We start from the raw sequence: 26863 nt of genomic DNA on the forward strand, positions 1-26863 counted from the left end.
GCGCCAGGCCGAGCGCGCGGGCGGTCCGGGGTGGCGCGGTTGCTTTCCGGGGGCTGCGCGGGGGCGCTGTCACTGCACGAGCGTGCGCCATTCGCCGATCCACTTCTCGCGCCCGGCCTGCACCTGGTCCGCGGGCAGCGCCTGCGGCTTCTGTGGCAGCGGGGCGACCTGGGCCCAGCCCGCGGGCAGGTCGACGCCCTGGCGCGCCGGGTAGACGTACATGGTGGCCGCGACCGTGGCCTGGAACTGCTGCGAGAGCAGGAAGTCGACGACCTTGCGGGCGTTCTCGACCTGCTTGCCGTTCGCCAGCACGCCGGCGTACTCGACCTGCCGGTAGCAGGTGTCGAGCAGCGCCTTGGTGCGCGGCTTCCCGTCGTCGCCGACTTCGGCGGCCGGCGACGACGCGTACGAGACGACGATCGGCCGCGGTCCCTTGCCGGACGAGCCGGAGAACTGCTTGGTGTAGGCCTCTTCCCAGCCGCTGACCACCTTGACGCCGTTGGCCTTCAGCTTCGTCCAGTAGTCCTTCCAGCCGGCGTCGCCGTACTTGGCGACGGTGCCCAGGAGGAACGCCAGCCCGGGCGACGCCGTCGCCGGGTCCTCGGCGACCAGCAGGTCCTTGTACTTCGGGTCGGCCAAATCGTCGTACGACTCCGGCGCCGGGATGCCCTTGCTCGTGAAGTAGTTCGTGTCGACGTTGACGCAGACGTCGCCGACGTCGACCGCGGACAGCCGGTGCTCGGGGTCGACGGCGTAGCGCTGCGGCCCGCGGTCGGCTTCCGGGCTGGTGTAGGGCTCGAAGACGCCCTCGCTGAGCGCGCGCGAGGCGAAGGTGGAGTCGACGCCGTACGCGACGTCGCCGATCGGGTTGGCCTTCGTCAGCACGAGCTTGTTGGTCAGCGAACCGGCGTCGCCCTGCTTGAGCACGGAGACCTTGATGCCCGACTGCTTCTGGAAGGCGTCGAGCACCTCCTGCGGCGCCAGGAACGAATCGTGCGTCACGAGGGTGACGGTGGGCGTCTGCTGCGTGCCACCGTCACCGTTCGACAGCGAGCACGCCGCGGCGACGGCGCTGACGGCGGCGATGGCCGTCGCGGCGCGCACAGCCCTGCGTTTCATCTAACCCTCCTGCACTTCGCCGACGCGGAGGGAAGCCCTCCCGTCGCCGGCATGATCCGGTCAGGTGCGAACGGTCGCGGGTGACCCCGCCTCTCAGCCCGGCTCACCGGACTCCCGTGGCAACCGTGCAGCGTAGTCCAGGACGGTCGACCATGGAGACATGACGGAAATCTTGAACGACGACGAAGCCGACGCACGGCTGGGCGCGGACTGGACGCGGTCCGGCGCGGAGATCTCCCGCGAGGTGGAGCTGGCGAGCTTCCCCCAGGCGATCGAGGTGGTGAACCGGGTGGCGGAACTCGCCGAAGCCGCCGACCACCACCCGGACATCGACATCCGCTGGCGCACGCTGACCTTCCGGCTCAGCACGCACTCGGCGGGCGGCCTGACGGCGAAGGACTTCGACCTGGCGTCGCAGATCGATTCGGTGCTCGCCGCAGTGTGATCTCGACTACGCTGAGTGCACCTTCGCCCGGGTCCGGCGTCTCTCGGTTACCGGAACCTTCGGGAGGGAGACACAGATGACTCAGGCAATCGTGGTCGGCACGACGGCGTTCGCGGCAATGGTGGCGGCGGCCGGCGGGGTGCTCTGGTTCACCGCCCGCCACCGCCGTCACCTGGACGGCTGAGAGTTCGATCACAGAGGCTAACGCCGGGCATGATCGGCGCGCTGTTCCTGCGGAAGCATCGGTTCGGCCCCTAGGAAACGCCATGAACAGCACCGCCGCCCTCACCCCCGCCCAGCGCGTCTGGATCAACGCCCTCGCCCCCGCGGTGGTGCTGATCGCGATCGCGCTGCTGGGCCTGCTCGGCTAGGTCGCCCAGGGCCGCCGGACCTTCGGGTCCGGCGGGCTACCAGGTGATCTGCCCGGGCGGCGGGAACTCGGTGGGGGTCTCGTCCGCCGTGGTCCAGTACTCGAGGCACGACAGCCGGCCGTCGGCGACGAACACGATGAGGCCGCCGTCCGGGACGTCGGCCTCCACCGCCACCGATTCCTTCTTCGGCGAGCGCGGGGTCGCTTCGTCCACGGCGAGATCGATCGTGGGGCAGCCGCAGCCGCAGCGCCCGATCACCCGGGCCCTGGCGGCCTGCGCCCGCAGTTCCACCGCACCCGGGAAGTCCGCCGCGAGCAGCATGTCCAACGTCGTGCGCTCGTTCGGCGTCAGCGGGCGCGGGTTCCCCATGATCAGTAGCGGCCCATGTTCGGGATCGTCTTCTCGGCGACCCCGATGAGATCCTCGACCTTCGCCACGTCGGCCGTCACGTCCTCGGCGGTCACCGAAGGCGCCTCGGACGAACGGTAGGCGACTTCGTTGCGCCGGATCCGCATCCGGTTGAAGGGACGCAGAAGCGGCCCCAGCGGCGGATCGAGCTGCGCGAGAACCGCTTCGTAGACGGTGATGTGGCCACCACGGCTCGTCGCACGCAGGCCTTGGTTCTGCAGGACGGCCGCCAACGCCCGGCGGGCGCCGTCGTACGCCAGCGTGTAGGCGCCCTCCGGATCCGAGTCGAACAGCTGCCGCGCCGAAGCGACGTGCGTGCGGGCCCTGGCGAGCTCCGCTTCCGCGGCTTCCCGCGAAGCCGGGACGTGTTCGAGGGCACCGCGCGCGATGAGCGCGTCGATCGTGGCGCGGCCCTGGTTCCAGCGGGTCATTCTTTCTCCTGCTCAAGGGGCAGCGGGACCAGCGGACGCTCACGCACGCTGGTGAGGAACGGATCCGGGCTGCTCGCCGCCCACGACGCCGGCGAGATCCGGTGGACGTTGACCTCCCGGCCCAGCCGCCGCGACACGCCCTCGGCCAGGTCGAAGAGCGTGTCTTGGTCGGGCGAACCGACGACGAGCACGTCGACGTCCCCGGGCGGCGGCCCCGGTTCGCCGCTGTAGCGCGCGGCCCAGGACCCGTAGATGTAGGCCTCGCGCACCCCCGCCAGCCCGGACAAGGCCTCGGCGAGCAGCGGCAGCGGCCCGAAGGTGATCGCGATGACCTCGCTCAACGGCCGGTAGAGCGGGGTGTCTGTGCGGGCTTTGACGAGCCGGCTCCGGCCGACCCGCCGGTCTTCCAGGATGCCGCCACCGACAAGCCGTTCGACCTCGCGCAGCACGGCCGTCGGCGAGACACCACAGGCCTCGGCGAGCTCGGTGATGCTGTACTCGCGCTCCGGGTGCAGGAGCACCAGCGCCAGCAGCTCACCCTGCATGCGGGACCGCAGCAGGGGCAGCAAGCTCGACGAAGCTTTCATTGGACGCAGTATATCCTGCGCCCAATGAAAACAACAGTCAGTAGTTCTTGCTCACGAAGCGTGCGTCAGACGTTGAAGCGGAACTCGACCACGTCGCCGTCGGCCATGATGTAGTCCTTGCCCTCCATGCGGACCTTGCCCGCCGCGCGGGCCGCCGCCATCGAGCCCGCCGCCATCAGGTCGTCGTAGGAGACGATCTCCGCCTTGATGAAGCCGCGCTCGAAGTCCGTGTGGATCACGCCCGCCGCCTGCGGGGCCGTCGCGCCCTGGGGGATCGTCCAGGCGCGGGACTCCTTCGGGCCCGCCGTCAGGTACGTCTGCAGGCCGAGGGTGTGGAAACCCGCGCGGGCCAGCGAATACAGGCCCGGCTCCGGCTGGCCGACCGACTCGAGCAGCTCGCGCACCGACTCCTCGTCGTCCAGCTCCAGCAGCTCGGCCTCGACCTTCGCGTCGAGGAACACCGCGTCCGCGGGCGCGACCAGCTTGGTCAGCTCCTCGCGGCGGGCTTCGTCGGTGAGCACCGACTCGTCGGCGTTGAAGACGTACAGGAACGGCTTCGTCGTCAGCAGGCTCAGTTCACGCAGCGCGTCGAAGTCGACTTCCTTCTGCGCCTGGAAAAGGGTGCGCCCGGCGTCGAGGATTTCCTTCGCCTTCTGGGCGTTGTCCAGCGCGGGCTTGTTCTCCTTCTTCGTCCGCGCTTCCTTCTCCAGCCGCGGCAGCGCCTTGTCGAGGGTCTGCAGGTCGGCGAGGATCAGCTCGGTGTTGATCGTCTCGATGTCGCTCGACGGGTCGATCCGGCCGTCGACGTGCACCACGTCGGGGTCGTCGAACACACGGATGACCTGGCAGATCGCGTTGGCCTCACGGATGTTCGCCAGGAACTTGTTGCCCAGCCCGGCACCCTCGGACGCGCCCTTCACGATGCCCGCGATGTCCACAAAGGACACCACGGCCGGCACGATCTTCTCCGACTTGTGCAGCTCGGCCAGCTTGTCCAGCCGGGGGTCCGGCAGCGGCACGACACCGACGTTCGGCTCGATCGTCGCGAACGGGTAGTTCGCGGCGAGCACGTCGTTGCGGGTCAGCGCGTTGAACAGGGTGGACTTGCCGACGTTGGGCAGGCCGACGATACCGAGGGTGAGGCTCACGACCCCGCAGTCTACGTGGCTGCCCCGGTCACGCCCCACGCACCCAACGCCGTGGCGGATTTCCGCCAGCGACCGCGCTGACCTGCTGGCATGCTCGGATCAATGGTCACCGAAACGCTCTCACTCTGGCGAGACGCCGAGCGCTGCTACCGCGTGGTCACCGCCCGCGACCCGCGCTTCGACGGCCAGTTCATCATGGCGGTCCGCACCACCGGGATCTACTGCCGCCCGTCGTGCCCGGCTTCGACGCCGAAGGTGCAAAACGTCCGCTTCTTCCCGACGTCGGCGGCCGCGCAGGCCAACGGCTTCCGCGCCTGCCGCCGCTGCCTGCCGGACGCCGTGCCCGGCTCGCCGCACTGGAACGTGCGCGCCGACCTGGCCGCGCGGGCGATGCGCCTGATCTCCGACGGGACCGTCGAGCGCGAAGGCGTCCCCGGCCTCGCGCGGCGGCTCGGCTACTCGGAACGCCAGCTGGGCCGGGTGCTCGCCGCCGAGCTGGGCGCAGGCCCGCTGGCCCTGGCCCGGGCGCACCGCGCGCACTCGGCGCGGCTGCTCATCGAGATGTCCGAGCTGCCGCTGACCGACGTCGCCTTCGCGGCGGGCTTCTCCAGCGTGCGGCAGTTCAACGAGACGATCCGCGAGGTGTTCGCCACGACGCCTTCGCAGCTTCGTGCCTTCGCGGCTTCACGACGTGGCCGGCAGAGCGACGTGACCGGGACCCGGCTCAGCCTGCGGCTGCCGTTCCGGCCGCCCTTCGACGCTGCGGGGTTGCTTCGCTTCTTCGCGGACCACGCGGTGCCAGGCGTCGAGGAAGTCACTGCGGAGGCCTACGCGCGGACCCTGCGGCTCGCCCACGGCACCGGCGTCGTGCGATTGACGCCTTCGCCGGACCACGTGCGCTGCGAGCTGATGCTCACCGACCTGCGCGATCTCGGCAGCGCGGTCAGCCGGGTGCGCCGGCTGCTCGACCTCGACGCCGATCCCGCGGCGGTCACCCGCGTCCTCGGCGCCGATCCGGCGTTGGCGCCGGTGGTCGCGGCCGTGCCGGGGATCCGGGTGCCGGGCGCCGTCGACGGCGAGGAACTGCTGCTCCGCGCCCTGCTGCGCGAGGTGCCTCCGGGCGAGGAGGTGCCTGGCGAGTGGGGTGTGCGCAGGCTCTTCCCCACGGCAGCCCGGATCGCGACGGCCGGGCTCGGCGAAACCGTCACCGGCGTGGCCGCCGCCCTGGCCGAAGGACGGCTGGAGGTCCACGTCGGCCGGGAGGCGGCCGAACTGCGTGCGGAGCTGCTGGCGTGCCCGGGGATCGACCCGTCGGCAGCGGACTACGTGTTGATGCGCGTTCTCGGCGCCCCGGACATCCTGCTCACCGGCGACACCGAGGTCCGGCGCGGTGCCGAGGCGCTGGGCATCGCACCCGACTCACTCGGCGAGCGGGCCCGCTCGTGGACGCCGTGGTGTTCCTACGCCGGGAGGTATCTCCGGCACGCGGCCGCCTCGCCTAGCCTTGGTCGCCCCGCCACAGCACGGCTTGGGCGACGATGACCTGGTCGCCGTCGAACGTCACTGCCGGCGAGCCGTAGAGGCGGTAGCCGAGGTCCAGTGCCTCGCTGACCCGGTGGCAGAACTTCGCGTCGTCCGGGCCGGTGAGCACGCGGTAGCGGGGCAGGCCGTTCGGCGGCTGGTCGGTCATGGGTTCATCTTGGCCGGATGATCAGCCCGCGCGCACCTCCAACGTCGAGCCCGTGCGGGACTTGCGGACCCGCAGCCGGGTGGGGATGCGCTGCCGCAGCTCCTCGACGTGGGACACGAGCCCGACCACCCGCCCGCCGGCGCGCAGCTCGTCGAGGATGTTCATCACGACGTCGAGGGTTTCGGCGTCCAGCGTGCCGAACCCTTCGTCGACGAACAGCGTGTCCAGCAGCGCGCCGCCGGCCTCCCCCGCGACGACGTCCGCCAGCCCCAGCGCGAGGGCCAGCGACGCGAGGAACGACTCGCCACCGGACAGGGTCTTCGCCGGGCGGATGGTGCCCGAGTAGTCGTCCAGCACGTCGATGCCGAGTCCGCCGCGGGTGCCGCGCGCCCCGGCCGCGTCCGAGTGCACGAACGAGTACCGGCCCTGGCTCATCGTGCGCAGCCGGTGCGTGGCGGCGACGGCGACTTCTTCGAGCCGCGCCGCCAGCACGTACGACCGCAGGGACATCTTGCGGCTGTTCTGCCCGCGCCCGTTGACGACCTCCGCCAAGGCCCGCAGCTCGGCGTACTCCGCTTCGGCCGGCACGAGCCCGGCGAGCGCCGCGCGTAGCAGGCCGGCCAGCCGGGTCAGCTCCTCGTGCTGCGCGGTGACCGCCCGAAGCGCCGCGTACGCGGAGTCGGCACGCGCCCGGGCCAGCTGGGCCGCGTCGGCCGCGCGTCCGACGTCCGCGATGTCGTCCGGCGAGATCCCGAACAGGTCCGGCTCGGCCAGCAGCGCCCGCGCGCCCGCGGCGGCCGCCTCGGCCTCGGCGATGCCCTGCTCCAGCTTCTCGATCTGTTCGTCCGGCAGCATCGCGGCGCGCGCCTTCTTCAGCGAGGTGAACCCCTTCGCCGCCACAGCCGCCTCGACCAGGGTTTTCTGCTGGGCGACCCGCTCACGCGCGCCCAGGACGGCCGTCCGAGCCTCCGCGACGGCCTCCAGCGCCTCGGCGAGCCCGAGAAGGTGGGTCCGCCGCGCGCCGACGTCCGCGAACTCGCCCCGGCCGGCGACCAGGCGACGTTCGCGCTCGGCCAGCCGTTCTTCCAGGGCGCGGACGTCGGTCGTGGCTTCGGTCGCCGCCTGCTCGGCCCGGCGCAGGCGTTCGGTGCGCGCTTCCAGGTCGCGCTCCAGCAGGACGACCTGGTGCCCCAGCTTGGCCTTGGCGGCGGCCTGCTCGGTCAGCGCGGCGACGGTTGTGCGGGCACCCGCCAGCTCGGCGGTGATCGACTCGGCCGTGCGCCCGGCCAGCCGCTCGATCAGCCCGGCCAGCCGTGCCTTCGCTTCTTCCAGCGCGACGACCACCCGCTGCCGCATCGCGTCCGCCGCCTGCTCGGCTTCCTCGGCCGCGCGTTCCTCCGCCGGATCGACCAGCTCGACGTCCCGGTTCGCCTTCGCCGGGTGCTCGGCCGCCCCGCACACCGGGCACGGCGCGCCGTCCGGCAACGCGGCGGCCAGCTCGGCCGCCATGCCGTCGAGCCGCCGCTCCCGCAGGTCGAGCCGGTGCTGCCGGGCCGCCTGATGCGCGTCGACGACTTCGCGCAGCTTCGCCTCGCCCCGGTGGACCTTCGCCTGCGCCTCGGGCAGTTCGGCCGCATCGCGGGCGAAGGCGCGCAGTTCGTCCACCTTCGCCTTGGCGCCGTCGAGCTTGGCTTCGGCTTCGGCGGCTTCGAGGGCGTCCGCCCGCAGTTTCGTCAGCTGACCGGGGATCGCGGCCAGCTCGGTGGTCAGCGCCTCGACCTGCTGGCCGGCCGTGACGGCAGCGAGCTTCCGGTCGTCCCGCCGCATGACGTCGAGCTCTTGCTGCTCGGCCTCGGCGACCAGTTCCGCGACCGCGCCCGCCTCTTCGCGCACGGCGGCCGCCCGCGCCTTCAGATCGCCGGTCGCCCGGGTGCCGAACTCCCGCAGCCGGGCGCCGCGCGCCTTCTCCGCCTGCTCGGCTTCGGTCAGTTCGGCGGCCCGCCGGTCGAGCAGGTCGGCCTCGACGGCGACACCGGCGGCGCGCCGCGCGGCCGCGACCTCCTGCGCCCACTCGGCCCGCTGCGGCGCCTGTTCGGTGATCTCGAGCAGCCGCAGGTGCGCGGTGCGGACGCGGCGGATCTTTTCCGCGCCCGCGCGTTCTTCCTGGAGGTAGAGGTCCGCGCGCCGCGCCGCCGCTCGCGCCCGTTCGTCCTCGGCCGTCACCTGCTCGACGCGTGCTTTCGACGCGGTGAGCACGGTTTCGACCCACTCGCCCAAGTCCGCGTCGGGCGGGTCCTGCTGGGCCTCCTGCGCGTACCGGGCCAGCAGTTCCCGCACGTCCCGCTGCCGCGCTTCCAGTTCGCGGCCGCGCTCGGCGCGCAGGTCGGCGAACCAGCGTTCGACGTCGGCGAAGCGCTCGGTCCCGAACAGCCGCTCCAGCAGTTTCTCGCGCTCGGCGGTGTCCGAACGCAGGAAGCGGGCGAACTCCCCTTGCGGCAGCAGCACCACCTGGAAGAACTGGGCCGCGGTCATCCCGAGCAGCCGCTCGACGGTGCGCGCGACCTCCTCGATCCGGATCAGGCCCTCCGGCGCCAGGCCGGCGGGCGCGGTGCCGACCCAGCTCAGCGACACCCGCGCCTGCTGGGTGGTGGTGCCCTCCCCGCGCCGCTTCGGCCGCTGGTACTCCGGGTTGCGCACGATCTTCAGCCGGTGGCCCTGCACGGTGAGCTCCAGCGCGACCTCGGTGACCTGGTCGCGCTCGGCGAGGTCGCACCGCAGCCGCTTCGCCTCGTTGCGGGCGCCGGGAACCACGCCGAACAGCGCGAACGCGATCGCGTCGAGCAGCGTCGTCTTGCCCGCGCCGGTTTCGCCGTGCAGGAGGAAGAGGCCGTCGGCGCCGAGCACGTCGAAGTCGACCACTTCGCGTGCGCAGTACGGCCCGAAGGCTTCGACCTCCAGCCTGTGCAGCCTCATTTCGCGAGGGCCCCCCGGTCGGCCGCTTCCAGGGCCAGGAACAGGAGCTGTTCTTCGCGTTCGGTCGGCGGGGCGCCGCGGCAGTCGTCGAGGAAGCTGCGCGAGACCTCGATGTCGGACCGGCCGCGGACGGCGTCGGAGTAGCGCAGCGGGGCGCCGGCGTGCCCGCCCGCGGGCGCCCAGTCGAGGTGCACCGCATACGGGAACCGCTCGCGCAGCCGCCGCATCGCGTCGACCGGGCGCACCCGGTCGGTGACCGTGACCGACAGGAAGTGCTCGAGGTAGGCGTCGTGCGCCGGGTCGAGCAGGAGGTCTTCGAGCTCGCCGGTGAGCGTGGCGAGTGCCCGCGGCACGGGCAGCTCGTGGCGCCGGACCTCGGCGAGGCCGTCGGCGTCCAGATCGACCAGCCAGACCGATTTCCGTTGGCGCGCCTCGGAAAACGAGTACGCCAGCGGGCTGCCGGAGTAGCGCAGGTGCTCGGCGAGCGTCTGCGGGCCGTGGAGGTGGCCGAGCGCCACGTAGTCGACGCCGTCGAAGACCGAACCGGGCACCTGTTCGACGCCGCCGACCGCGATCGTGCGCTCGGAGTCGGTGGGTTCGCCGCCGGTGACGAACGCGTGCGCGAGCACGACCGACCGGACACCGGGCCGGATTTCGAGGTCCGCGCGGATCCGGCGCATGGCCTCGGTGAGCACGCCGGTGTGGCCGCGCGCGTCGGGAACGCCGAGGGCGTGGCGCGCCGGTTCCGGTTCCAGGTAAGGGATGCCGTAGACGGCGACCGGGCCGTGGCCGTCGTCGAGCAGCACCGGTTCGGCCAGCCCGGCGACGGTCGTGCGCAGGTGGAGGCCGCCCGCCGCGGCGAACTCCGCGAAGGCGCCGAGGCGCGGCGCCGAATCGTGGTTTCCGGGTGTGACGACCAGTTGCGCGCCGGCCGCGCGGATCCGGGAGACGGCTTTCGTCGCCACCCGCACGGCTTCGGCGGAGGGGACCGCGCGGTCGTAGATGTCGCCTGCCACCAGGACGGCGTCGATCGCCTCGCCGGCCACGAGGTCGGCGAGGTGCCCGAGCACCGCTTCCTGTTCCGCGAGCAGATCGGCGCCGTGGAACGTGCGGCCGATGTGCCAGTCGGACGTGTGCAGGAATCTCACGACGGCCAAGGTACGACCCGGCTCCGACGAAATCCCGCAGGCACGCCGCCTTCTCACTCGAACGTGTGTACTAACACGAGTGGGCAAGATCGGACACGCCCTGCGCGGAATCGATGTGTTCGCAGGTCAGCTACCCAGAGCGACGGATCGGGTGCGGTTTTTGTCGGTGCGGTCCGCCATGATGTCTGCGAGCTCGGAGCTCGGACGGAGGAGACGAAGTGGCGACAGTGCTGACCACCGCGGCGATCGTGCTCGCGGTCCTGCTGCTGTTCGCCGTCGCGGTGCTGTGGCGGCTGTACCAGGACGGGATGCGCCGGGCGGACGCGGCGGCCCGGCTCGTGGCGGCCGAGCGGGCCAAAGCGGACCAGCAGCAGCTGGCGCTGCGGCGCTACGAGGTCGCGTTCGCGTCGATCAGCGGCCGGGGCGAGCTGGGCGAGCAGGTGCTGGTCGAGACGGCGCGGGCGCTGGGGCTGCGCGAAGACCTGCACTTCACCCTGCAGACGGACCTGGGCGGCGGCGGCTCGGCGAAGCCGGACATGGTGCTGCGGGTGGGCGGCGACCGCACGGTCCCGGTGGACGCGAAGGCGAGCATGGCGACGTGGTCCGAGGCGGTGGAGACGGACAACCCGGACGAGCGGCTGGACGCGTTGCGCGCGCACGTGCGGCAGATCCGGTCCCGCGCGGCAGACCTGGCGGGCAAGGGCTACCAGCGCTGGGCGGACGCGATCTACGGCACGATCATGTTCGTCCCGTCCGACGCGGCGGTGGTCGCGGCGCTGGACACGGACCCGGAGCTGCTGCGCTGGCTGATCGACCGAAGGGTGTTCCTCTGCGGCCCCACGGGCTTCGGGGTACTGGCCTCGGCGGCGTTGTTCGCGGCGAGCGACCGCACGCTCGAGGCGGACGTGGAGCAGGTCCGAGCCGGAGCGGCGGCGGCCCACCGCGCGGCGGCCGGCGCGGTCGAGGCGCTCAACCTGTCGAGCACGCACTTGCAGCGGTTCCTGTCGGCCCGCCGACGGGAGCTGGAGGCACTGGAGACGTTCCGGGCGACGGTGGCGCCTCTCACCGACGCCTCGGGCAGCCCGGCGGCCGTGCCGACGGTGCGGAAGGGGGACGAGCTGGCAGCCAGCTGAGCTTCCGGGCGATGCGGTCAGGCCTTCAGGGCCGGGACCGGCGCAGGACAGGGATACCGACCGCGACCGATTCAGCGCTCGCACGGGGCGCGGGCTCGCCGACGCGAGACGGCACGCGCGTACCCAGTGGGTCGGCCCGCGTACCTGGACGGTCGGGTAGCTCACCCCGGGAAGTCGGCCGGCGACCGACCGTCCGAGTACGCCAACCGACTGCCCGGGCACGCGGACCGACCGTCTGGGTACGCCCACCGACCGTTCGAGTACTTGGGCGCTAGCTGTGGCGAGTTGAGCGTGGCTGGAGGCGTCTGACCAGCGGTGACCACGAGTCTGAGCCGAGTCCGGAACTCGCGGCAAGCGCTCTCGGCGGAGTGATCCTTCGACCGCAGGTTGTCCTCGACCTCTCTTTCAGAGGACCCTGGCGAAAGCGGGCCACCCGGTTCGCTCCACCGCCGCTACCCGGCGCCACCGGATCATGCCGCCGGGTGGCTGTTGGCCCACGTCGGCGGCGGTGCTGGCAAGATCTTCACAACCACGAGATACGGTGTTGCCCTGTGACCGCGATTCGCGATCGCCAGAGCGATCCAGATGCCGACGACGTCCCCGTTGCGTGGGATGAGCGTCCTGTCGTCGGTTCGAGGCGCGGACTGCCCTGGTGGGCGGCGGTCCTGGTCGGCCTCGTCCTGGCGGTCGTGGGCGCTCTCCTGGGCAAGCCGAGCCAGACGAACATCCCGGTGATCTTCATCGTCTGCTACATCGCCGGGGCCGTGATCGCGGTCTGCGCGGTGCGGCGGCGGGGCCTGTTCGGGCCGATGGTGATGCCGCCGCTCGTGCTGGCCGTCACCGTGCCCACGGTGATCCTGCTGACCTCGGGGTCCGCGGCGCAGGGCGACGACATGCTGTCGAAGGCCCTGAGCATCGGCACGCCGCTGATCAACAGCTTCCCCATGATGGCGATCACCACCGGCATCACGCTGCTGATCGGCTTCGTCCGCATCTTCCGCGAGCGCGACCCGGACGCTCCCAAGAAGGCCAAGAAGGCCGACCGCCGGGCCGACGAGGACGACGAAACGCCCGCCCCGCGCGCCGCGGCCGGTGGGCGGCCGCGGCCGGCCGGCTCGAACCGGACCGGGCAGACCCCGGTCCCGTCCGGCGCTCGGCGCGGCCGGGAAGGCGAACCGCCGCGACGCCCGCGCCCGCCCGCCGACGGCGAACGCCGGGCACCTCGCCCACCCGCCGAACGCGACCCGGGCACCCGAGGCACACGCAAGCCGCCGCCGGCCAATCGGCGCACGCCCCGTCCGGCAGAGGGGGACCCGCGCCCGCGCGAGCCGCGCGGTGACGCGCCACGACGGCGTCCGCGCCCGCCCGAGGACGGCCGGGACACCCCGCCGCCCCGCCGCCCGTCCGGCGGCCGGAACGCGCCGCCGCGCCGGAACCGTCCCTGGGACGACGAAGAACGCTGACGAACGGCGGTCACCTCTTGCGAGGTGACCGCCGTTTCGCATGCCGGGACCGTGCGCCGAAAGGCATCACGCGTGATCAGAGAGGCATCACGCGTGATTGGGAGGGCATCACGCGTGATTGGGGGGACGACACGGGAGTCAGACCTTGCGGAGTTCCTTCGGCGGCGCGAACGAGATCTTCTCGTTGGCCGTCGTGACTTCGTCGACGTCGCCGTAGCCGCGCTCGGCCAGCCAGTCCAGCAGCTCCATGACCAGCACGTCCGGCACTGACGCGCCTGAGGTCACGCCCACCGTCGTGACGCCGGAAAGCCACGCTTCGTCGACCTCGTGCGCGAAGTCGACCAGGTACGAGGCCCGGGCTCCCGCCTTCAGGGCCACCTCGACCAGGCGCTTCGAGTTGGACGAGTTCGTCGACCCGACCACCAGCACCAGGTCGCACTCGGCGGCCATCGCCTTGACCGCGACCTGACGGTTCGTCGTCGCGTAACAGATGTCGTCGCTGGGCGGGTCCGCCAAACCCGGGAAGCGCTCGCGGAGCTGGTCGACGCGCTCCATCGTCTCGTCGACCGACAGCGTCGTCTGGGAGAGCCAGATCACCTTCGACGGGTCGCGCACCTCGACCTTGTCGACGTCCTCGGCCTTGTCGACCAGCTGGACCTTGTCCGGCGCCTCGCCGGCCGTGCCCTCGACCTCTTCGTGGCCTTCGTGGCCGATCAGCAGGATGTCGTAGTCGTCGTTCGCGAACCGGTTGACCTCCTTGTGCACCTTCGTCACCAGGGGGCAGGTCGCGTCGATCGTGCGCAGGTTCCGCTCGGCCGCCTCCGCGTGCACCATCGGCGAGACACCGTGGGCGGAGAACACCACCAGCGCGCCCTCGGGCACCTCCGACGTCTCGTCGACGAAGATCGCGCCGCGCTCGCGCAGCGTGTCGACCACGTGCCGGTTGTGCACGATCTCCTTGCGGACGTACACCGGGGCGCCGTAGACCTCGAGGGCCTTCTCGACGGCGATCACCGCGCGGTCGACGCCGGCGCAGTAACCACGGGGTTTGGCGAGCAGCACCCGCTTGCCGGAAGCGGTTCCGGTGATCGTCGGGGTACCCGCGGGCTCGATTCCGGGACTCGCTGCACTCATGCCCCCAGGGTACGGGCAGCCCCGAGACGGACTCGAAGTCCCTTTCGGGTGAGCTTCGTCCCCCTTCCGAGCTGTGCCGCAGGTCACGCACTGCGCCCGTCCGGTTGGGCAGGAGGGACGGTCATGCGGCAGGCTGGACCCCATGAAGCCTTTCCCGCTCCCCCTCCGGGTCGCCGCGGGCCTCGCCGTCTCCACCGCCGAGCGGGTTCGCGAACTTCCCCGGCAGCTGGCCGGGCTCCCGGTGACCGTGGTCAGCCAGGTGCTGCAGGCCTCCATGCGGGTGCAGCAGCACGTCACCGAGCTGGCGATCAAGGGCGACAGCGCCCTGTCGAGCCTGCGCCCGATCGAAGACACGCCGAGCTGGGCGACGTTCGACGAGGACGCCGAGCCCGGCGTCCCGCCCGCGCGGCCGAACCTGGCCCCGGTCGCCGAAGTGCCCGAACCGCGTTCGGAGGTCAACGGCCGCGTGCCGTCGGCGGCCGAGCTCGAAGCAGAGCTCGGCGATCCGTGGGCCGAGGAAGAACGCGCGCTCGCCGAGGACCACGCCGACGGCGAGAACGACAGCGAAGCCGGCGACGACGAACCGCCGAAGAAGCCCAAGCCCGGCACGCCCAAGGTCGACAAGAAGACCAAGAGCGAGACGCCGCGAACCAGCGCCGCCGGGTACGAGGGTCCGGCCGGGCTGACCGGCTACGACCAGCTCACCCTCCCGCAGCTGCGGGCCCGGTTGCGCCAGTTCTCGATCGACCAGCTCGAGACCATCCTCGAGTACGAGCGCACCCACGCCGACCGCTCGTCGTTCACCGGCATGCTGTCGCGCCGGATCGCCAACGCCCGCAAGGCGGACCGGGCCAAGGAAGACGAAGACGGCGGCGACGGCGCGGAAGGCCGGTGAGCACCGAGTCCGCACCGGCTCCCACGAGCACCGCGGAATCGCCGTGGCCGGTCCGGACCGTCGCGCGCAAGATCGGCGACTGGATCCACCGGCTCGGCGCCGTCTGGGTCGAGGGCCAGGTCACCCAGGTCAGCTCCCGGCCCAACACCCAGACCGCGTTCTTGACCCTGCGCGATCCTTCGGCGGACGTCTCGATGTCCGTCACCTGCCCGAACTGGCTGATCCGCGAGATGGAGCCGCCGCTGCGGGAGGGCGCGAGCGTGGTCGTGCACGCGAAGCCGTCGTACTTCTTCGGCCGCGGCACGATCAGCCTGCGCGCCGACCAGATCCGCGCGGTCGGCATCGGTGAGCTGCTGGCCCGGATCGAACGCCTGAAGAAGCTGCTGACCGCCGAAGGCCTCTTCTCGGCCCAGCGCAAGCGGCCGATCCCGTTCCTGCCGAAGGGCGTCGGGCTGATCACCGGCCGCGCGTCGGCGGCCGAGCGGGACGTCCTGGCCAACGCGCAGGGGCGGTGGCCGCACGTCCGGATCAAGGTGCTCAACACGGCCGTGCAGGGCTCGCAGGCGGTGCCGCAGGTCATGCGCGCGCTGCGGATCTTCGACGCAGACCCCGACATCGACGTCATCGTCATCGCCCGCGGCGGCGGCAGCGTCGAGGACCTGCTGCCGTTCTCCGACGAAGCGCTCTGCCGCGCGGTGTCGGCCACGGGCACGCCGGTGGTCAGTGCCATCGGGCACGAACCGGACACCCCGCTGCTCGACTACGTCGCCGACCTGCGCTGTTCGACGCCGACCGACGCCGGCAAGCGGATCGTCCCGGACCTGCGCGAGGAGACCGAACGCGTCCGGCAGATGCGTGACCGCGGCCGCCGGGCGCTGCACGGCTGGGTCGACACCCAGGCACGGCTGCTCAACCAGATCCGCAGCCGCCCGGCGCTGGCCGACCCGCTCGGCCCGGTCCAGCGTCGCCAGGACGACGTCGACGTCCACCGCGAACGCGCCCGCCGCGCCATGCTGAGCCTGCTGGCCAAGGACCAGGCCGAGGTCGCGAACGCGCGGGCCCGGCTCACCGCGCTCGGACCGGCCGCGACGCTGGCCCGCGGGTACGCGGTCGTGCAGTTCGTCGACGCCGAAGGCAACCTCCAGGTACTCCGCTCCGTCTCCGAAGTCGAGGCCGGTGCCCAGCTGCGCGTGCGGGTGGGCGACGGCGCGATCAAGGCGGTGGCGGAAGGAGAGCAGGGGTGAAGGTGACGTTCCTCCCGCTCACCGTGGACGCGGCCAGGAGGCTCGGCGCGCGGCCGCTGCTGGACCAGGCGGTGCGCACCGACCGGGCCGCCGCCGAGTGCTGGACGGCCCTGCTCGCCGGCTGCGGCACCGCCGCCCGCCGCGACCTCGGGCCGCAGCTGCGGCGGCTGTCCGAGGCGACGTCGATGCAGGTCGGTTCGCGCTGGTGGTTCGCCGAGGGCGCGGGGCACCGGCGGCGGGTGGCCGGGGCGCAGGAGAACCTCGAAGAGGCGATCGCGGAGGGTGACGGGCAGGAGTTCGCGCTGGCGTTCGTCGGGTACGACCACGCGATGGCCAGCGCGGTAGTGTGCGCGAACAGCGCCCACCCGTCAGCCCGGAAGGTCGGAGAACACCGAGCGTGAGTGAAGCAGCCAGCGAGGAACTCGGGTACGAGCAGGCGCGCGACCGCCTCGTCGAGGTCGTCCGCGAGCTCGAGGCCGGCGGCCTGTCCCTCGAGCAGTCGCTCGCGTTGTGGGAGAAGGGCGAGAAGCTCGCGAAGGTTTGTGAGCGTCACCTCGAAGGCGCCCGCGAGCGGATCGAAGCCGCCCTCGCGTCCGTGGAGGACGACTCCGAACAGTGAGGTAGGCCATGCCGACGGTATCTGGAAACACGGCGGGTATCTGACAGACTGGCTACCCGCCAGTTCCACGATCCGGGAGGCACAGATGCCCGCCGCAGACAGTCGTCGTGAAGCGCCCGACCGCAACCTCGCGATGGAGCTGGTCCGGGTCACCGAAGCCGCCGCGATGGCCGCCGGCCGCTGGGTCGGCCGCGGCGACAAGATCGGCGGCGACGGCGCGGCCGTCGACGCGATGCGCCAGCTCGTCTCGACCGTGTCGATGCGCGGGGTCGTGGTGATCGGCGAGGGCGAGAAGGACGAAGCGCCCATGCTGTTCAACGGCGAAGAGGTCGGCAACGGCGACGGCCCGGACTGCGACGTCGCGGTCGACCCGGTCGACGGCACCACGCTGATGGCCAAGGGCATGCCGAACGCCCTCGCCGTGCTGGCGGTCGCCGAGCGCGGCGCGATGTTCGACCCGTCCGCGGTGTTCTACATGGAAAAGCTGGCCGTCGGGCCGGACGCGGCGGGCAAGGTCGAGCTCGGCGCCCCGATCGCGGAGAACATCCGCCGCGTCGCCAAGGCGAAGAACAGCAGCATCGGCGACGTCACCGTGTGCGTCCTGGACCGCCCCCGGCACGAACAGATCATCAAGGAGATCCGCGACGCCGGCGCGCGGATCCGGTTCATCTCCGACGGCGACGTCGCGGGCGCGATCGCCGCGGCCCGCCCGACCACCGGCGTCGACATGCTGATCGGCATCGGCGGCACCCCCGAGGGCATCATCGCGGCCTGCGCGATGAAGTGCCTCGGCGGCGAGCTGCAGGGCCGGCTGTGGCCGAAGGATGACGCCGAGCGCGAGAAGGCCCTCGCCGCCGGGCACGACCTCGACCGCGTGCTGCTGAACGACGACCTCGTGCGTGGCGACAACGTCTTCTTCTGCGCCACCGGCGTCACCGACGGCGACCTGCTGCGCGGCGTCCACTACCGCGAGGGCGGGGCGACGACGCAGTCCATCGTGATGCGGTCCAAGTCCGGGACCGTCAGAATGATCGACGGCTACCACCGGCTGAACAAGCTGCGGGCGTACTCCTCGGTCAACTTCGACGGCCACCTGGACGCGCCCGACGACGACGTCGTGCCCCCGCTGCCCTAAGGAGCTCCGTGACCAGGCGACTACCGGCCTTGCCGGCCCTGCTGGCCCTGAGCCTCGTCCTGGTCCCCGGCACCGCCGCGGCCGCTCCCGCCGTCGTCGGGGGCGTGAACGCCGACCAGCCGTACCCCTTCGCGGTGTCGCTGCACTCCACGTCGGGGAAGCTGTTCTGCGCCGGCGCGCTGATCGCGCCCACCTGGGTGGTCACGGCCGCGCACTGCGCGTTCGGCAAGGCACCGGCCGACATCTCGCTGCGGATGGGCACGAACGACTCGGGCCAGGGCGGCGAAGTCGCACAGCCCGCCGAGATCGTCGTCAACCCGGCGTTCAACACGCAGAGCCCGGCGGGCGACATCGCGCTGCTGCGGCTGACCACGCCGGCCACCGCGGCGCCGATCGGGCTCGCGACGGCCGCGTCGCCGGGCACCGCGACCCGGATCCTCGGCTGGGGCCAGACCTGCCCGAAGGTGAACTGCGGCGAGCTCCCCACGACGCTGCAGCAGCTCGACACGCAGATCGTCGAAGGCACGAAGTGCACGTCGGTGTTCGACGGCACGGCCGAGCTGTGCACCGACAACCCGGGCGGCAAGTCCGGGGCGTGCTTCGGCGACTCCGGTGGCCCGGAGGTCGTGCGCGACGGCGACCACTGGCAGCTCGCCGGGGTCACCAGCCGTCCGGGCAACAACGACCCGCAATGCGCGACGGCGCCGTCGATCTACACCTCTGTCGTCGCCTACGCGCCCTGGATCGCGGAGAAGACGAAGGCCTGACTATTCGGCGTTGCTCGAGTGGCCCGGGAACAGGTGGGCGTCCGGGTCGAGCGCGACGGCGATGTTGTTGACGGCCGTCGCGGCCTCGCCGAAGCCGGTCGCGATCAGCTTCACCTTCCCCAGGTACGCGGCGACGTCGCCCGCGGCGTAGACGCGTTCCCGCGCGGTCGCCATGGTCGAGTCGACCGCGATGGCGCGGTGGTGGATTTCCAGGCCCCAGCTTTCGATCGGGCCCAAGTCGGCGGTGAACCCCAGCGCCGCGACGACCGCGTTGGCCGGGAGCCGCTCGTCGCCGGCGCCCTTGATCGAGACGTCGACGGCTTCGAGCGAGCCGTCGGGTGCTTCGACGAACCGCGTGACTTCGGCGTCGGTGATGATCCGGGTGCCGAGCTCGCGCGCCTGCCGGACGATCGACTCCGCGGCGCGGAACTTGGCGCGGCGGTGCACCAGCGTCACGCTCGCCGCCACCGGGTGCAGCGCGAGGATCCAGTCGAACGCCGAGTCGCCGCCGCCGACGACCACGACGTGCTGCCCCGCGTGCGCCTGCAGCGAGGGCACGAAGTGGACCATGCCGCGGCCGAGCCAGCCGTCGCCGGCCGGCAGCGGGCGCGGGGTGAACTCGCCGATGCCCGCGGTGATCAGCACGGCGCGGGCCCGCAGCGTCTCGCCGCCGTCGAGGGTCAGCTCGACGCCGTCCCCGGCCGGCGCCAGCTTTTCGGCCTTGCGCCCCAGCAGGTACTTCGGCTTGAACGGCGCGGCCTGCTTCACCAGGCCCTCGACCAGATCGCGGCCGCGGACCTCGGCGAACCCGCCGACGTCGTAGATCATCTTCTCCGGGTACATCGCGGTCACCTGGCCGCCGGGCTCGGGCAGCGAATCGACCACCGCCATCGAAAGGCCGCGGAACCCGGCGTAGTAGGCGGCGAACAGGCCCGTCGGGCCCGCACCGATGATCACGAGGTCGTGGGCATCCCCGGCAACGTCAGTCATGCTCGCTCCAGCCAGTGGTGGATGGCGGTGATCGAGAACACACCCGATCCTAGCGGCGCGCGCCGCCGAGGGTGGGCGACGCCACCACGCGGTCACGCGCGAAGAGGGCCAGAATCGGTGTCATGGCTGATCAGGAATACCGGATCGAACACGACACCATGGGCGAGGTCCGCGTGCCTGCCGACGCGCTCTACCGCGCGCAGACCCAGCGGGCCGTCGAGAACTTCCCCATCTCCGGCCGGGGCCTGGAGCGCGCCCAGATCCGCGCGCTCGGCCTGCTCAAGGCCGCCGCCGCGCGCGTGAACCTCAAGCTGGGCGTGCTCGACGCCGACGTCGCGGACGCCATCGCGGCCGCCGCGGACGAGGTCGCCGCCGGCGCCCACGACGCGCACTTCCCGATCGACGTCTTCCAGACCGGGTCCGGGACGTCGTCGAACATGAACGCCAACGAGGTCATCGCGACGCTCGCCTCCCGCGCCCTCGGCCGGGACGTGCACCCGAACGACCACGTCAACGCGTCGCAGTCGTCGAACGACACCTTCCCGACGACCATCCACGTCGCCGCGACCGAAGCCGTCGTCAAGGACGTCATCCCGGCGCTGGAGTACCTCGCCGGCGCCATCGAGGTGCGCGCCGCCGAGTGGACCGACGTCGTGAAGTCCGGCCGCACGCACCTGATGGACGCCGTGCCGATCACGCTCGGCCAGGAGGCGGGCGCGTGGGCGTCGCAGGTCCGCTACGGCGTCGAACGGCTGAAGTCGGGCCTGCCGCGGCTGGGCGAGCTGCCGATCGGCGGCACGGCCGTCGGGTCGGGCCTGAACGCGCCGGACGGCTTCGGCTCGTCGGTCGCCGCGGAACTCGCCACGGTCACCGGGCTGCCGCTGACCGAGGCCCGCGACCACTTCGAGGCGCAGGCGACCCAGGACAGCGTCGTCGAGACGTCCGGGCACCTGCGCACGGTCGCCGTGTCGCTGAACAAGATCGCCAACGACCTGCGCTGGCTGGGTTCCGGCCCGCGCACCGGCCTGGCCGAGCTGGCGCTGCCGGACCTGCAGCCGGGCTCGTCGATCATGCCCGGCAAGGTGAACCCGGTGATCCCGGAGGCGACGCTGCAGGTGGTCGCGCAGGTGATCGGCAACGACGCGGCCGTCGCTTTCGCCGGCGCCGCGGGCAACTTCCAGCTGAACGTCAACCTGCCCGTGATCGCCCGGAACGTCCTCGAATCGGCGCGGTTGCTCGCGGCCGTTTCGCGGCTGCTGGCGGACAAGGTGTTCGCCGGCATCACGGCGAACACCGAACGCACGCGGACCTACGCCGAAGGCTCGCCGTCGATCGTGACGCCGTTGAACAAGTACATCGGCTACGAAGAAGCGGCCGTGGTCGCGAAGCAGGCGTTGAAGGAGCTGAAGACGATCCGCGAAGTCGTCATCGAACGCGGTTACGTGAAGGACGGCAAGCTCACCGAGGAGCAGCTCGACGAGGCCCTCGACGTGCTGCGCATGGCCCGCGGCGGCAAATGATGAGTGACGCTGCCGAGCTGGGCGCCTTCCTGAAGGCGCGGCGCGCCGCGCTGGATCCCGCCGACCTCGGCCTGCCGCCCGGGGTCACCCAGCGGCGGGTCAAGGGCCTGCGCCGGGAGGAACTGGCGCAGCTGGCCGGCATCAGCGTCGACTACTACACGCGGCTGGAGCAGGGGCGCGCGAAGAACGTCTCGGAGGCGATCCTCGGCGCGCTCGCCCGCGCGCTGCGCCTCGACGCCGGCGAGGAGTCCTACCTGCGCAACCTCGCCGCGCCGAAGCGCCGGGAGAAGAGCGCGCCGCAGCGGGTCCGGCCCGAGCTGCAGCACCTGCTGGACGCCGTGCAGACGCCCGCGTTCGTCTTCGGCCGGTACCTGGACGTGCTGGCCTGGAACGCCCTCGGCGGCGCGGTGTCGTTCGACTTCGGCCGGCTCGAAGAGCGCAGCATGCCGAAGCTCGTCTTCACCGACGAACGCGCGAAGCAGCTGCACCCGGAGTGGGACGCGGTGTGCCGCGACGTCGTCGCCAACCTGCGCGCCGAGCGCGGCAAACACCCCGATGACCCGCACTTCGCCCGGCTGGCCGGCGAGCTTTCGGTGGCGAGCGAGCGGTTCCGGGAGCTGTGGGCCGAGCACGCGGTCCAGGAGAAGGCCCGCGGCTGGAAGCTGATCATGAACCCCGTGGTCGGCGAGCTGCGGCTGCGGTACGAGACGCTGCGCCTGCCCGACGACCCGGATCAGGGCCTGGTGATGTACCACGCCGAGCCCGGCTCGGCGAGCGAACGCGCGCTCGGCTTGCTGGCCAGCTGGATCGCCGAAGCCCCGTTGACCAGGGCAAACTTTCCGTCGCTCTGAAATTGTCGGTGGTCCGGGTCATGATGTCCGGGTGTTGCTGAGCGAGTTGGTCCGCGCGTCCGCCGAACTGGCGGCGACCAGGTCCAGGAAGGCGAAGATCGCCCTCCTGGCCGAACTGCTGCGCGCGGCGGAGATCGCCGAGCTGCCCACGGTGATCGCGTACCTGACCGGGCAAACGGCGCAGGACAGGCTGGGTGCGGGCTGGCGCACCCTCGCCGCGTTGGGCGCCGGCGCCGCGGCCGGACCGGTGGCCTCGGTGCTGGAGGTGGACGCGGCGCTGACCGCGGCGGCCGGTGTCGCGGCCGGCACGGGCTCGTCGACGCGCCGGCAGGAAGTGCTGCGGGCGTTGTTCGAGCGGCTGACGAAGGACGAGCAGCAGTTCCTGTTCCGGCTGGTCACCGGCGAACTGCGGCAGGGCGCGCTGGAGGGCGTGATGGTCGACGCCATCGCGGCCGCGGCCGAGGTGCCTGCCGAGGACGTGCGGCGGGCCTTCATGCTGTCCGGGAAGCTCGGCGTCACCGGGGTCGCGGCGATGACCGGCGGGCAGGCCGCGCTGGCGGAGTTCCGGCTCACGCTCGGCACGCCGATCAAGCCGATGCTGGCGTCGCCGGCGGAGTCGCTGGACGAGGCCGTCGCCGAGCACGCGGAGGCGATCGTCGAGTACAAAATGGACGGTGCGCGGATCCAGGTGCACCGCCAGGGCGACGAGGTGCACGTCTGGACGCGGACGCTGCGCGAGATCACCGGCAGCGTGCAGGAACTGGTGGACCTCGTGCGGGCGCTGCCGTGCGAGTCGGTGGTGCTCGACGGCGAAACCCTGGCGCTGACCGACGCCGGGCGGCCGCGGCCGTTCCAGGACACGATGAGCCGGTTCGGCAGCACCCGCGAGGAACAGGTCAAGGCGCTGCTGCTGCGGCCGTACTTCTTCGACTGCCTGCACCTCGACGGCGTCGACCTGCTGGACGCGCCGCTGTCGGAGCGCAACGCGGCGCTGCGCAAGGTCGCCGGGGCGCACGTGATCCCCGGCGAGGTGGGCACCGCGGGCGCGGCCGCCGTGCTGGAGGCGGCGATGGAAGCGGGCCACGAAGGGGTGATGGTCAAGGACCTGGCGGCGCCGTACGCGGCCGGGCGGCGCGGGCGGGCGTGGCTGAAGGTCAAGCCGGTGCACACGATCGACCTGGTGGTGCTGGCGGCGGAGTGGGGCCACGGCCGGCGCACCGGCACGTTGTCGAACCTGCACCTGGGCGCCCGCGACCCGGACGGCGGCCCGCCGATCATGGTGGGCAAGACGTTCAAGGGCATGACCGACGAGCTGCTGGCGTGGCAGACCCGGACGTTCCAGGAGATCGAGACCCACCGCGACGAGTGGACGGTGTACGTCCGGCCGGAGGTCGTGGTGGAGATCGAGCTGGACAGCGCGCAGGTGAGCACGCGTTACCCGGGCGGTCTGGCGCTGCGGTTCGCCCGGGTGGTCCGCTACCGGCCGGACAAGGACCCGGCCGACGCGGACACGATCGACACGGTCCGCGGCCTGCTGCACGGCGACCGTTCGGAAGGGAGCTGACGCAACGACAGACGAAAGTCGCTGGTGCCCGCTGTTCCCGCGGACCAGAGTGGAGGGTGTCGGCGCGTCCCGGGATGCGCTCGGCCGATCAGACGTGCGCCGGGGCCGGATTTGACGAGAATTTTGCCGACACAACCCACGGCGCAGAATCCCTAAAGTGCGCTCCTTCACAAGGTTCCCGCTCACTTCCCGAGCGGTCATGGAGGAGCACTCAGTGGTCAGCAAGGAACAGATGAAGACGGCCATCCACGCCGCCTTCGACGGAGCCGTCGCCGACGGGGCGAGCTACACCAAGGTGTACGCCGCGGAGATCAGGCAGAAGAACTACCTGGTCTTCCGGACCACCTCGGTCGCCAACTTCGCCCTGGGCTTCAAGCCGGGGCAGACCGATCTCGTCCTCGTTCCGCTCGAGGAGAAGAACGGCACCGTCACGGCGGGCACGCCGCTGACGATCAACGACGCCAACCGGGCTTCGGTCAAGAAGCGCGACCTGCAGGGCCGGTTCGTCATCAAGACGACCGACGGCCGGACGTTCCGGCTGAGCATCATCCCGTCCGTGACGAAGCTCGTGGCCGTCGCCTACCAGCTGCCGGTCGAGCAGAAGGCGGAGTACGAGGCCTTCGTCGCGCTCCGGGACTCGTTGCTCGCGGCGTGATGACCGGTGCCCCGGTGCGGACGGCGCCGGGGCACGGCCGGTTCGCCGGGTCCACCGCCCTGTTTGTCCACAGTGGAGCTAAGCTCCGGCGATGCGCAGCGAGAAGTTCACCCGCGCCTGGTTCGCGGTCACCGCGGTGGTCGCCTTGGCCGGCCTCGTCACCCAGGTCGTCGCGACCGCGGGCGACCCCGGCGGGCGGGTCGCGAACCTGCTCTGCTTCTTCACGATCGATTCGAACCTGCTGGTCCTGGGCACCTCGGCGCTGGTCGCGCTGGGCCGGGCCCGCGGGCGGCTGTTCACCGTCCTCTGGCTCGACGCGCTGACCGGCATCATCGTGACCGGCATCGTCTACCAGGTCGCCCTCGCCGGCCTGTACGACCTGCACGGCCTTTCGCTGTTCTCCGACACGATGCTGCACAAGGTGACGCCGATCCTGTTCGTGCTCGGCTGGCTCCTGGCCGGCCCGCGCGGCGCCCTCACGTGGCGCACGGTCTGGTGGTCGCTGCTCTATCCGCTCGCCTGGCTCGCCTTCACGCTCCCGCGTGGCGCGATCACCGGCTTCTACCCGTACCCGTTCGTCGACGCGGGCGCGCTCGGCTACGGCGAGGTGACGCTGAACTGCGTCTTCATCGGCCTCTTCTTCACCGCGCTCGCGGCGGCCGCGCTCCTGTACGACCGCCGGTTCGTGCGGCTAGGGTCGGGCGCATGACGGCGATCGTGCAGAACCTGGTGACCTCCGGCGTCTTCCGGCTCGACGGAGGCAGCTGGGACGTCGACAACAACGTCTGGCTCGTGGGCGACGACGCGGAAGTGATCGTGATCGACGCGGCCCACGACGCGAGGGCGATCGAAAACGTCGTGGGCGGGCGGAAGCTGGCCGCGATCGTCTGCACCCACGCCCACAACGACCACGTCAACGCCGCCCCGGAACTCGCCGCCACGACCGGCGCGCCGATCCTGCTGCACCCGGACGACCGGGTCGTCTGGAACCTCACCCACCCGGACCGCGCCCCGGACGTCAAACTGGCCGACGGTCAGGTGCTCACCGTCGCGGGCACGACGCTGCAGGTCATCCACACGCCGGGGCACGCGCCCGGCGCGGTCTGCCTGTACGCGGCGGACCTGGGCGTGGTGTTCACCGGCGACACGCTGTTCCACGGCGGGCCCGGGGCCACCGGGCGGTCCTATTCGGACTACCCGACCATCGTGCACTCCATCCGCGAGAAGCTGTTCACGCTCCCGGACGCCACGAAGGTCCACACCGGACACGGCGAGGGCACGACGATCGGCGCCGAGAAGGCGGCTTCGGACGGCTGGGACCAGCCTTAGTCCCGCCACGGCCCTCAGGTGGGGCGGGCGAACGAGTCGCGGCGCCGCCGACCGGCAGCGCCGCGAACCGCTCCGCAACCTCGATCAGAGGTTGAACCACACGTAGTAGAGGCCGGACTTGGCCTGGACGGCGCACGCCCGCCACTGACCACTGCCGAGCTTGTCGTTGCACACCTTCTGAGCGGCGCTCTGGCTGGTGTACCAGGCGTAGTAGTACGGCGTGGTGGCCTTCGGCGCGGTGCCGGGCGCGGGGGCGGTCGTGCCCGGAGCCCCACCCGATCCGGGGCCGGTGGCGGCGGAACCGACGGGCGCCGTGACGACGAGGGCGGCGCAGGCGAGCGCGGCGGCCACGGCGAACTTGCGGAGCATGCATTCTCCTTGCTCGGATGTGTGCGACAGCGGCCCGAGTCTCGACCACCGGGGAGCGGGCGGGCAATGGCCGGAACGCACCCTTGCCCGTTTGGCCTCGACGATCACCCGCCCGGCCAGGCCGCGGTGAATTTCCGGTGAAATCGTTGTACCGCAGGGAAGTCCGGCGAGGTACGGGGCGCCGTCGCGGGATCAGGAGGTGTGCTTCCGGGCGACGAGGGCGAACTCCTCGATCATCCCGGCGCAGCGGTCGGCGCGGTCCTGCCGCAGCTTCGCCCGCCGGGCGGCGTTGAGCTTCAGCGGCTCGACCAGCGCACCCAGCGTCACGCCGGCCAGCGACGCCACCGCCGCGACGACCGCGGCCCCGAGCGCCGTCAGCACGTCAACCGTGGCACGCTCGGCGACACCCGTACGCGCTGCTTCGCCTCTTCCGCCAGCGTGAGCGCCCACTGCTGCAGCCCGGCGACGTCGATGCCGTGCGGCGGCGTGCCCCGGAACGGCTCGATGTTCGCCGCTCCCCGCTCCAGCAGCGACACCGCGCCGACGTTGTTGCCGCGCGCCGCGTGCGTCAGCCCGACGGCGAGCTGCGCCAGCCCCCGCCAGAGCTCGCGATCGGGGCCGTCGGTGGTCTTCCACGCGTCCTCGAAGACTTCGTGCGCGTGGAACGGCTTGCCGTCGTCGAGCAGCCGCTGGGCCTCCGCAAGCGTTTGCGCCGGCGTTCGGGCGATGCCTTCCGGCTGGCGCTCGACGCCGTCCGAGCCGTACGGCAGCGGCCGGCCGAGGCCGTCACGCGGCCGTGCGTTGCGTGCCCGTCCTTCGGCGTCCCGGTCGCGGCGGCTCATGCCCTCGATCCTGCCACGGGCCCGGCAGGTAGT

Annotated in this window: 29 protein-coding genes; 16 read left to right on the plus strand and 13 right to left on the minus strand. The window is 71.9% G+C overall.

All coding sequences use genetic code 11. The annotated features are described in order from the left end of the window. Positions 1–69: 69 nt before the first annotated feature. On the minus strand, positions 70–1119 hold the full coding sequence (locus tag ISP_RS41550; RefSeq protein WP_049878186.1) for a thiamine ABC transporter substrate-binding protein: 1050 nt from the start codon (positions 1117–1119) through the stop codon (positions 70–72). A 160-nt stretch (positions 1120–1279) separates the two neighbouring features. Here ISP_RS41550 and ISP_RS41555 point away from each other — a divergent pair, with 160 nt between their 5' ends. Beyond that, positions 1280–1564: a 4a-hydroxytetrahydrobiopterin dehydratase gene (locus ISP_RS41555; RefSeq protein ID WP_013229777.1), complete on the plus strand. Its 285-nt coding sequence runs from the start codon at positions 1280–1282 to the stop codon at positions 1562–1564. A 407-nt stretch (positions 1565–1971) separates the two neighbouring features. Here the strand turns inward: ISP_RS41555 and ISP_RS41560 are convergent, their stop codons facing one another. The 4 genes from ISP_RS41560 to ychF all read right to left on the minus strand — a co-directional run bounded on the left by ISP_RS41560 (position 1972) and on the right by ychF (position 4509). After that, positions 1972–2304 (minus strand): hypothetical protein, encoded by a 333-nt coding sequence (locus tag ISP_RS41560; RefSeq protein ID WP_013229778.1) that lies wholly within the window; start codon positions 2302–2304, stop codon positions 1972–1974. Between the two features lie 2 nt (positions 2305–2306). Next, positions 2307–2774, minus strand: a complete 468-nt coding sequence (locus tag ISP_RS41565; RefSeq protein WP_013229779.1) for a hypothetical protein — start codon at positions 2772–2774, stop codon at positions 2307–2309. Then, on the minus strand, positions 2771–3361 hold the full coding sequence (locus tag ISP_RS41570; protein ID WP_013229780.1) for an ArsR family transcriptional regulator: 591 nt from the start codon (positions 3359–3361) through the stop codon (positions 2771–2773). Before ISP_RS41570 ends, ISP_RS41565 begins: the two co-directional genes overlap by 4 nt. A gap of 65 nt (positions 3362–3426) precedes the next feature. Beyond that, entirely contained in the window at positions 3427–4509 is a 1083-nt protein-coding gene (gene ychF / locus ISP_RS41575) for a redox-regulated ATPase YchF (RefSeq protein WP_013229781.1), read from the minus strand. A gap of 102 nt (positions 4510–4611) precedes the next feature. Here ychF and ISP_RS41580 point away from each other — a divergent pair, with 102 nt between their 5' ends. Then, positions 4612–6051 (plus strand): DNA-3-methyladenine glycosylase 2 family protein, encoded by a 1440-nt coding sequence (locus tag ISP_RS41580; protein ID WP_013229782.1) that lies wholly within the window; start codon positions 4612–4614, stop codon positions 6049–6051. Here the strand turns inward: ISP_RS41580 and ISP_RS41585 are convergent. Genes ISP_RS41585 through ISP_RS41595 form a run of 3 tightly spaced genes read right to left on the minus strand, consistent with a single transcriptional unit; the run spans position 6008 to position 10320 of the window. After that, positions 6008–6199 (minus strand): DUF1737 domain-containing protein, encoded by a 192-nt coding sequence (locus ISP_RS41585; RefSeq protein WP_013229783.1) that lies wholly within the window; start codon positions 6197–6199, stop codon positions 6008–6010. The two genes, ISP_RS41580 and ISP_RS41585, sit on opposite strands and share 44 nt — an antisense overlap. A 21-nt stretch (positions 6200–6220) precedes the next feature. Beyond that, the gene (locus ISP_RS41590) at positions 6221–9172 is read right to left on the minus strand and encodes an AAA family ATPase (protein ID WP_013229784.1); all 2952 of its coding nucleotides are present in this window, start codon (positions 9170–9172) and stop codon (positions 6221–6223) included. Next, positions 9169–10320, minus strand: coding sequence for an exonuclease SbcCD subunit D (locus ISP_RS41595; protein ID WP_034284170.1), 1152 nt, complete (start codon positions 10318–10320; stop codon positions 9169–9171). Before ISP_RS41595 ends, ISP_RS41590 begins: the two co-directional genes overlap by 4 nt. A gap of 218 nt (positions 10321–10538) precedes the next feature. Here ISP_RS41595 and rmuC point away from each other — a divergent pair, with 218 nt between their 5' ends. Both rmuC and ISP_RS41605 read left to right on the plus strand, forming a co-directional pair. After that, complete coding sequence (gene rmuC, locus ISP_RS41600; protein ID WP_013229786.1) at positions 10539–11453, plus strand: DNA recombination protein RmuC; 915 nt, start codon at positions 10539–10541, stop codon at positions 11451–11453. Positions 11454–12142: 689 nt separating this feature from the next. Continuing rightward, the gene (locus ISP_RS41605; protein ID WP_230468591.1) at positions 12143–12916 is read left to right on the plus strand and encodes a DUF6542 domain-containing protein; all 774 of its coding nucleotides are present in this window, start codon (positions 12143–12145) and stop codon (positions 12914–12916) included. A gap of 138 nt (positions 12917–13054) precedes the next feature. On the opposite strand, the gene ISP_RS41610 is transcribed toward ISP_RS41605, so the two are convergent. Then, positions 13055–14050 carry a 4-hydroxy-3-methylbut-2-enyl diphosphate reductase gene (locus ISP_RS41610; RefSeq protein WP_014467730.1) on the minus strand — a complete coding sequence of 332 codons (996 nt, stop codon included), beginning with the start codon at positions 14048–14050 and terminating at the stop codon, positions 13055–13057. A gap of 142 nt (positions 14051–14192) precedes the next feature. Here ISP_RS41610 and ISP_RS41615 point away from each other — a divergent pair, with 142 nt between their 5' ends. The 6 genes from ISP_RS41615 (at position 14193) to ISP_RS41640 (ending at position 18710) form a co-directional block, all read left to right on the plus strand. Continuing rightward, on the plus strand, positions 14193–14945 hold the full coding sequence (locus ISP_RS41615; protein WP_013229789.1) for a lipid droplet-associated protein: 753 nt from the start codon (positions 14193–14195) through the stop codon (positions 14943–14945). After that, the gene (gene xseA, locus ISP_RS41620; RefSeq protein ID WP_013229790.1) at positions 14942–16189 is read left to right on the plus strand and encodes an exodeoxyribonuclease VII large subunit; all 1248 of its coding nucleotides are present in this window, start codon (positions 14942–14944) and stop codon (positions 16187–16189) included. Before ISP_RS41615 ends, xseA begins: the two co-directional genes overlap by 4 nt. Further along, the gene (locus tag ISP_RS41625) at positions 16186–16590 is read left to right on the plus strand and encodes a hypothetical protein (protein ID WP_013229791.1); all 405 of its coding nucleotides are present in this window, start codon (positions 16186–16188) and stop codon (positions 16588–16590) included. Before xseA ends, ISP_RS41625 begins: the two co-directional genes overlap by 4 nt. Beyond that, positions 16587–16808: an exodeoxyribonuclease VII small subunit gene (locus ISP_RS41630; RefSeq protein ID WP_013229792.1), complete on the plus strand. Its 222-nt coding sequence runs from the start codon at positions 16587–16589 to the stop codon at positions 16806–16808. Before ISP_RS41625 ends, ISP_RS41630 begins: the two co-directional genes overlap by 4 nt. Before the next feature lie 85 nt (positions 16809–16893). Then, positions 16894–17943 carry a class II fructose-bisphosphatase gene (gene glpX, locus ISP_RS41635; RefSeq protein WP_176742217.1) on the plus strand — a complete coding sequence of 350 codons (1050 nt, stop codon included), beginning with the start codon at positions 16894–16896 and terminating at the stop codon, positions 17941–17943. A gap of 8 nt (positions 17944–17951) precedes the next feature. Continuing rightward, positions 17952–18710: a S1 family peptidase gene (locus tag ISP_RS41640; protein ID WP_034284005.1), complete on the plus strand. Its 759-nt coding sequence runs from the start codon at positions 17952–17954 to the stop codon at positions 18708–18710. On the opposite strand, the gene ISP_RS41645 is transcribed toward ISP_RS41640, so the two are convergent. Further along, on the minus strand, positions 18711–19700 hold the full coding sequence (locus ISP_RS41645; protein ID WP_034284007.1) for an NAD(P)/FAD-dependent oxidoreductase: 990 nt from the start codon (positions 19698–19700) through the stop codon (positions 18711–18713). 122 nt (positions 19701–19822) lie between these two features. Between ISP_RS41645 and ISP_RS41650 the strand changes: the two genes are divergently transcribed. The 6 genes from ISP_RS41650 (at position 19823) to ISP_RS41675 (ending at position 25619) form a co-directional block, all read left to right on the plus strand. Continuing rightward, a complete protein-coding gene (locus ISP_RS41650; RefSeq protein ID WP_013229796.1) occupies positions 19823–21220 on the plus strand; it encodes a class II fumarate hydratase in 1398 nt (465 codons plus the stop codon). After that, a complete protein-coding gene (locus ISP_RS41655; protein WP_014467732.1) occupies positions 21220–22071 on the plus strand; it encodes a helix-turn-helix domain-containing protein in 852 nt (283 codons plus the stop codon). The genes ISP_RS41650 and ISP_RS41655 overlap by 1 nt, the downstream gene beginning before the upstream one ends. A 31-nt stretch (positions 22072–22102) precedes the next feature. Further along, positions 22103–23635: an ATP-dependent DNA ligase gene (locus tag ISP_RS41660; RefSeq protein ID WP_013229798.1), complete on the plus strand. Its 1533-nt coding sequence runs from the start codon at positions 22103–22105 to the stop codon at positions 23633–23635. Positions 23636–23849: 214 nt separating this feature from the next. Continuing rightward, positions 23850–24290 carry a hypothetical protein gene (locus tag ISP_RS41665; RefSeq protein WP_013229799.1) on the plus strand — a complete coding sequence of 147 codons (441 nt, stop codon included), beginning with the start codon at positions 23850–23852 and terminating at the stop codon, positions 24288–24290. 91 nt (positions 24291–24381) lie between these two features. Beyond that, the gene (locus tag ISP_RS41670; RefSeq protein WP_013229800.1) at positions 24382–24999 is read left to right on the plus strand and encodes a Pr6Pr family membrane protein; all 618 of its coding nucleotides are present in this window, start codon (positions 24382–24384) and stop codon (positions 24997–24999) included. Further along, positions 24996–25619, plus strand: a complete 624-nt coding sequence (locus ISP_RS41675) for an MBL fold metallo-hydrolase (RefSeq protein WP_013229801.1) — start codon at positions 24996–24998, stop codon at positions 25617–25619. The genes ISP_RS41670 and ISP_RS41675 overlap by 4 nt, the downstream gene beginning before the upstream one ends. An 84-nt stretch (positions 25620–25703) precedes the next feature. Here the strand turns inward: ISP_RS41675 and ISP_RS41680 are convergent, their stop codons facing one another. From ISP_RS41680 to ISP_RS41690, 3 genes are all read right to left on the minus strand, one after another. Continuing rightward, on the minus strand, positions 25704–25988 hold the full coding sequence (locus ISP_RS41680; protein ID WP_013229802.1) for a hypothetical protein: 285 nt from the start codon (positions 25986–25988) through the stop codon (positions 25704–25706). Positions 25989–26180: 192 nt separating this feature from the next. Then, positions 26181–26369: a hypothetical protein gene (locus ISP_RS41685; RefSeq protein WP_013229803.1), complete on the minus strand. Its 189-nt coding sequence runs from the start codon at positions 26367–26369 to the stop codon at positions 26181–26183. Beyond that, positions 26363–26830, minus strand: a complete 468-nt coding sequence (locus ISP_RS41690; protein ID WP_013229804.1) for a DUF309 domain-containing protein — start codon at positions 26828–26830, stop codon at positions 26363–26365. The genes ISP_RS41685 and ISP_RS41690 overlap by 7 nt, the downstream gene beginning before the upstream one ends. Positions 26831–26863 lie beyond the last annotated feature (33 nt).

Source organism: Amycolatopsis mediterranei, from assembly GCF_026017845.1.
Lineage (GTDB): Bacteria > Actinomycetota > Actinomycetes > Mycobacteriales > Pseudonocardiaceae > Amycolatopsis > Amycolatopsis mediterranei.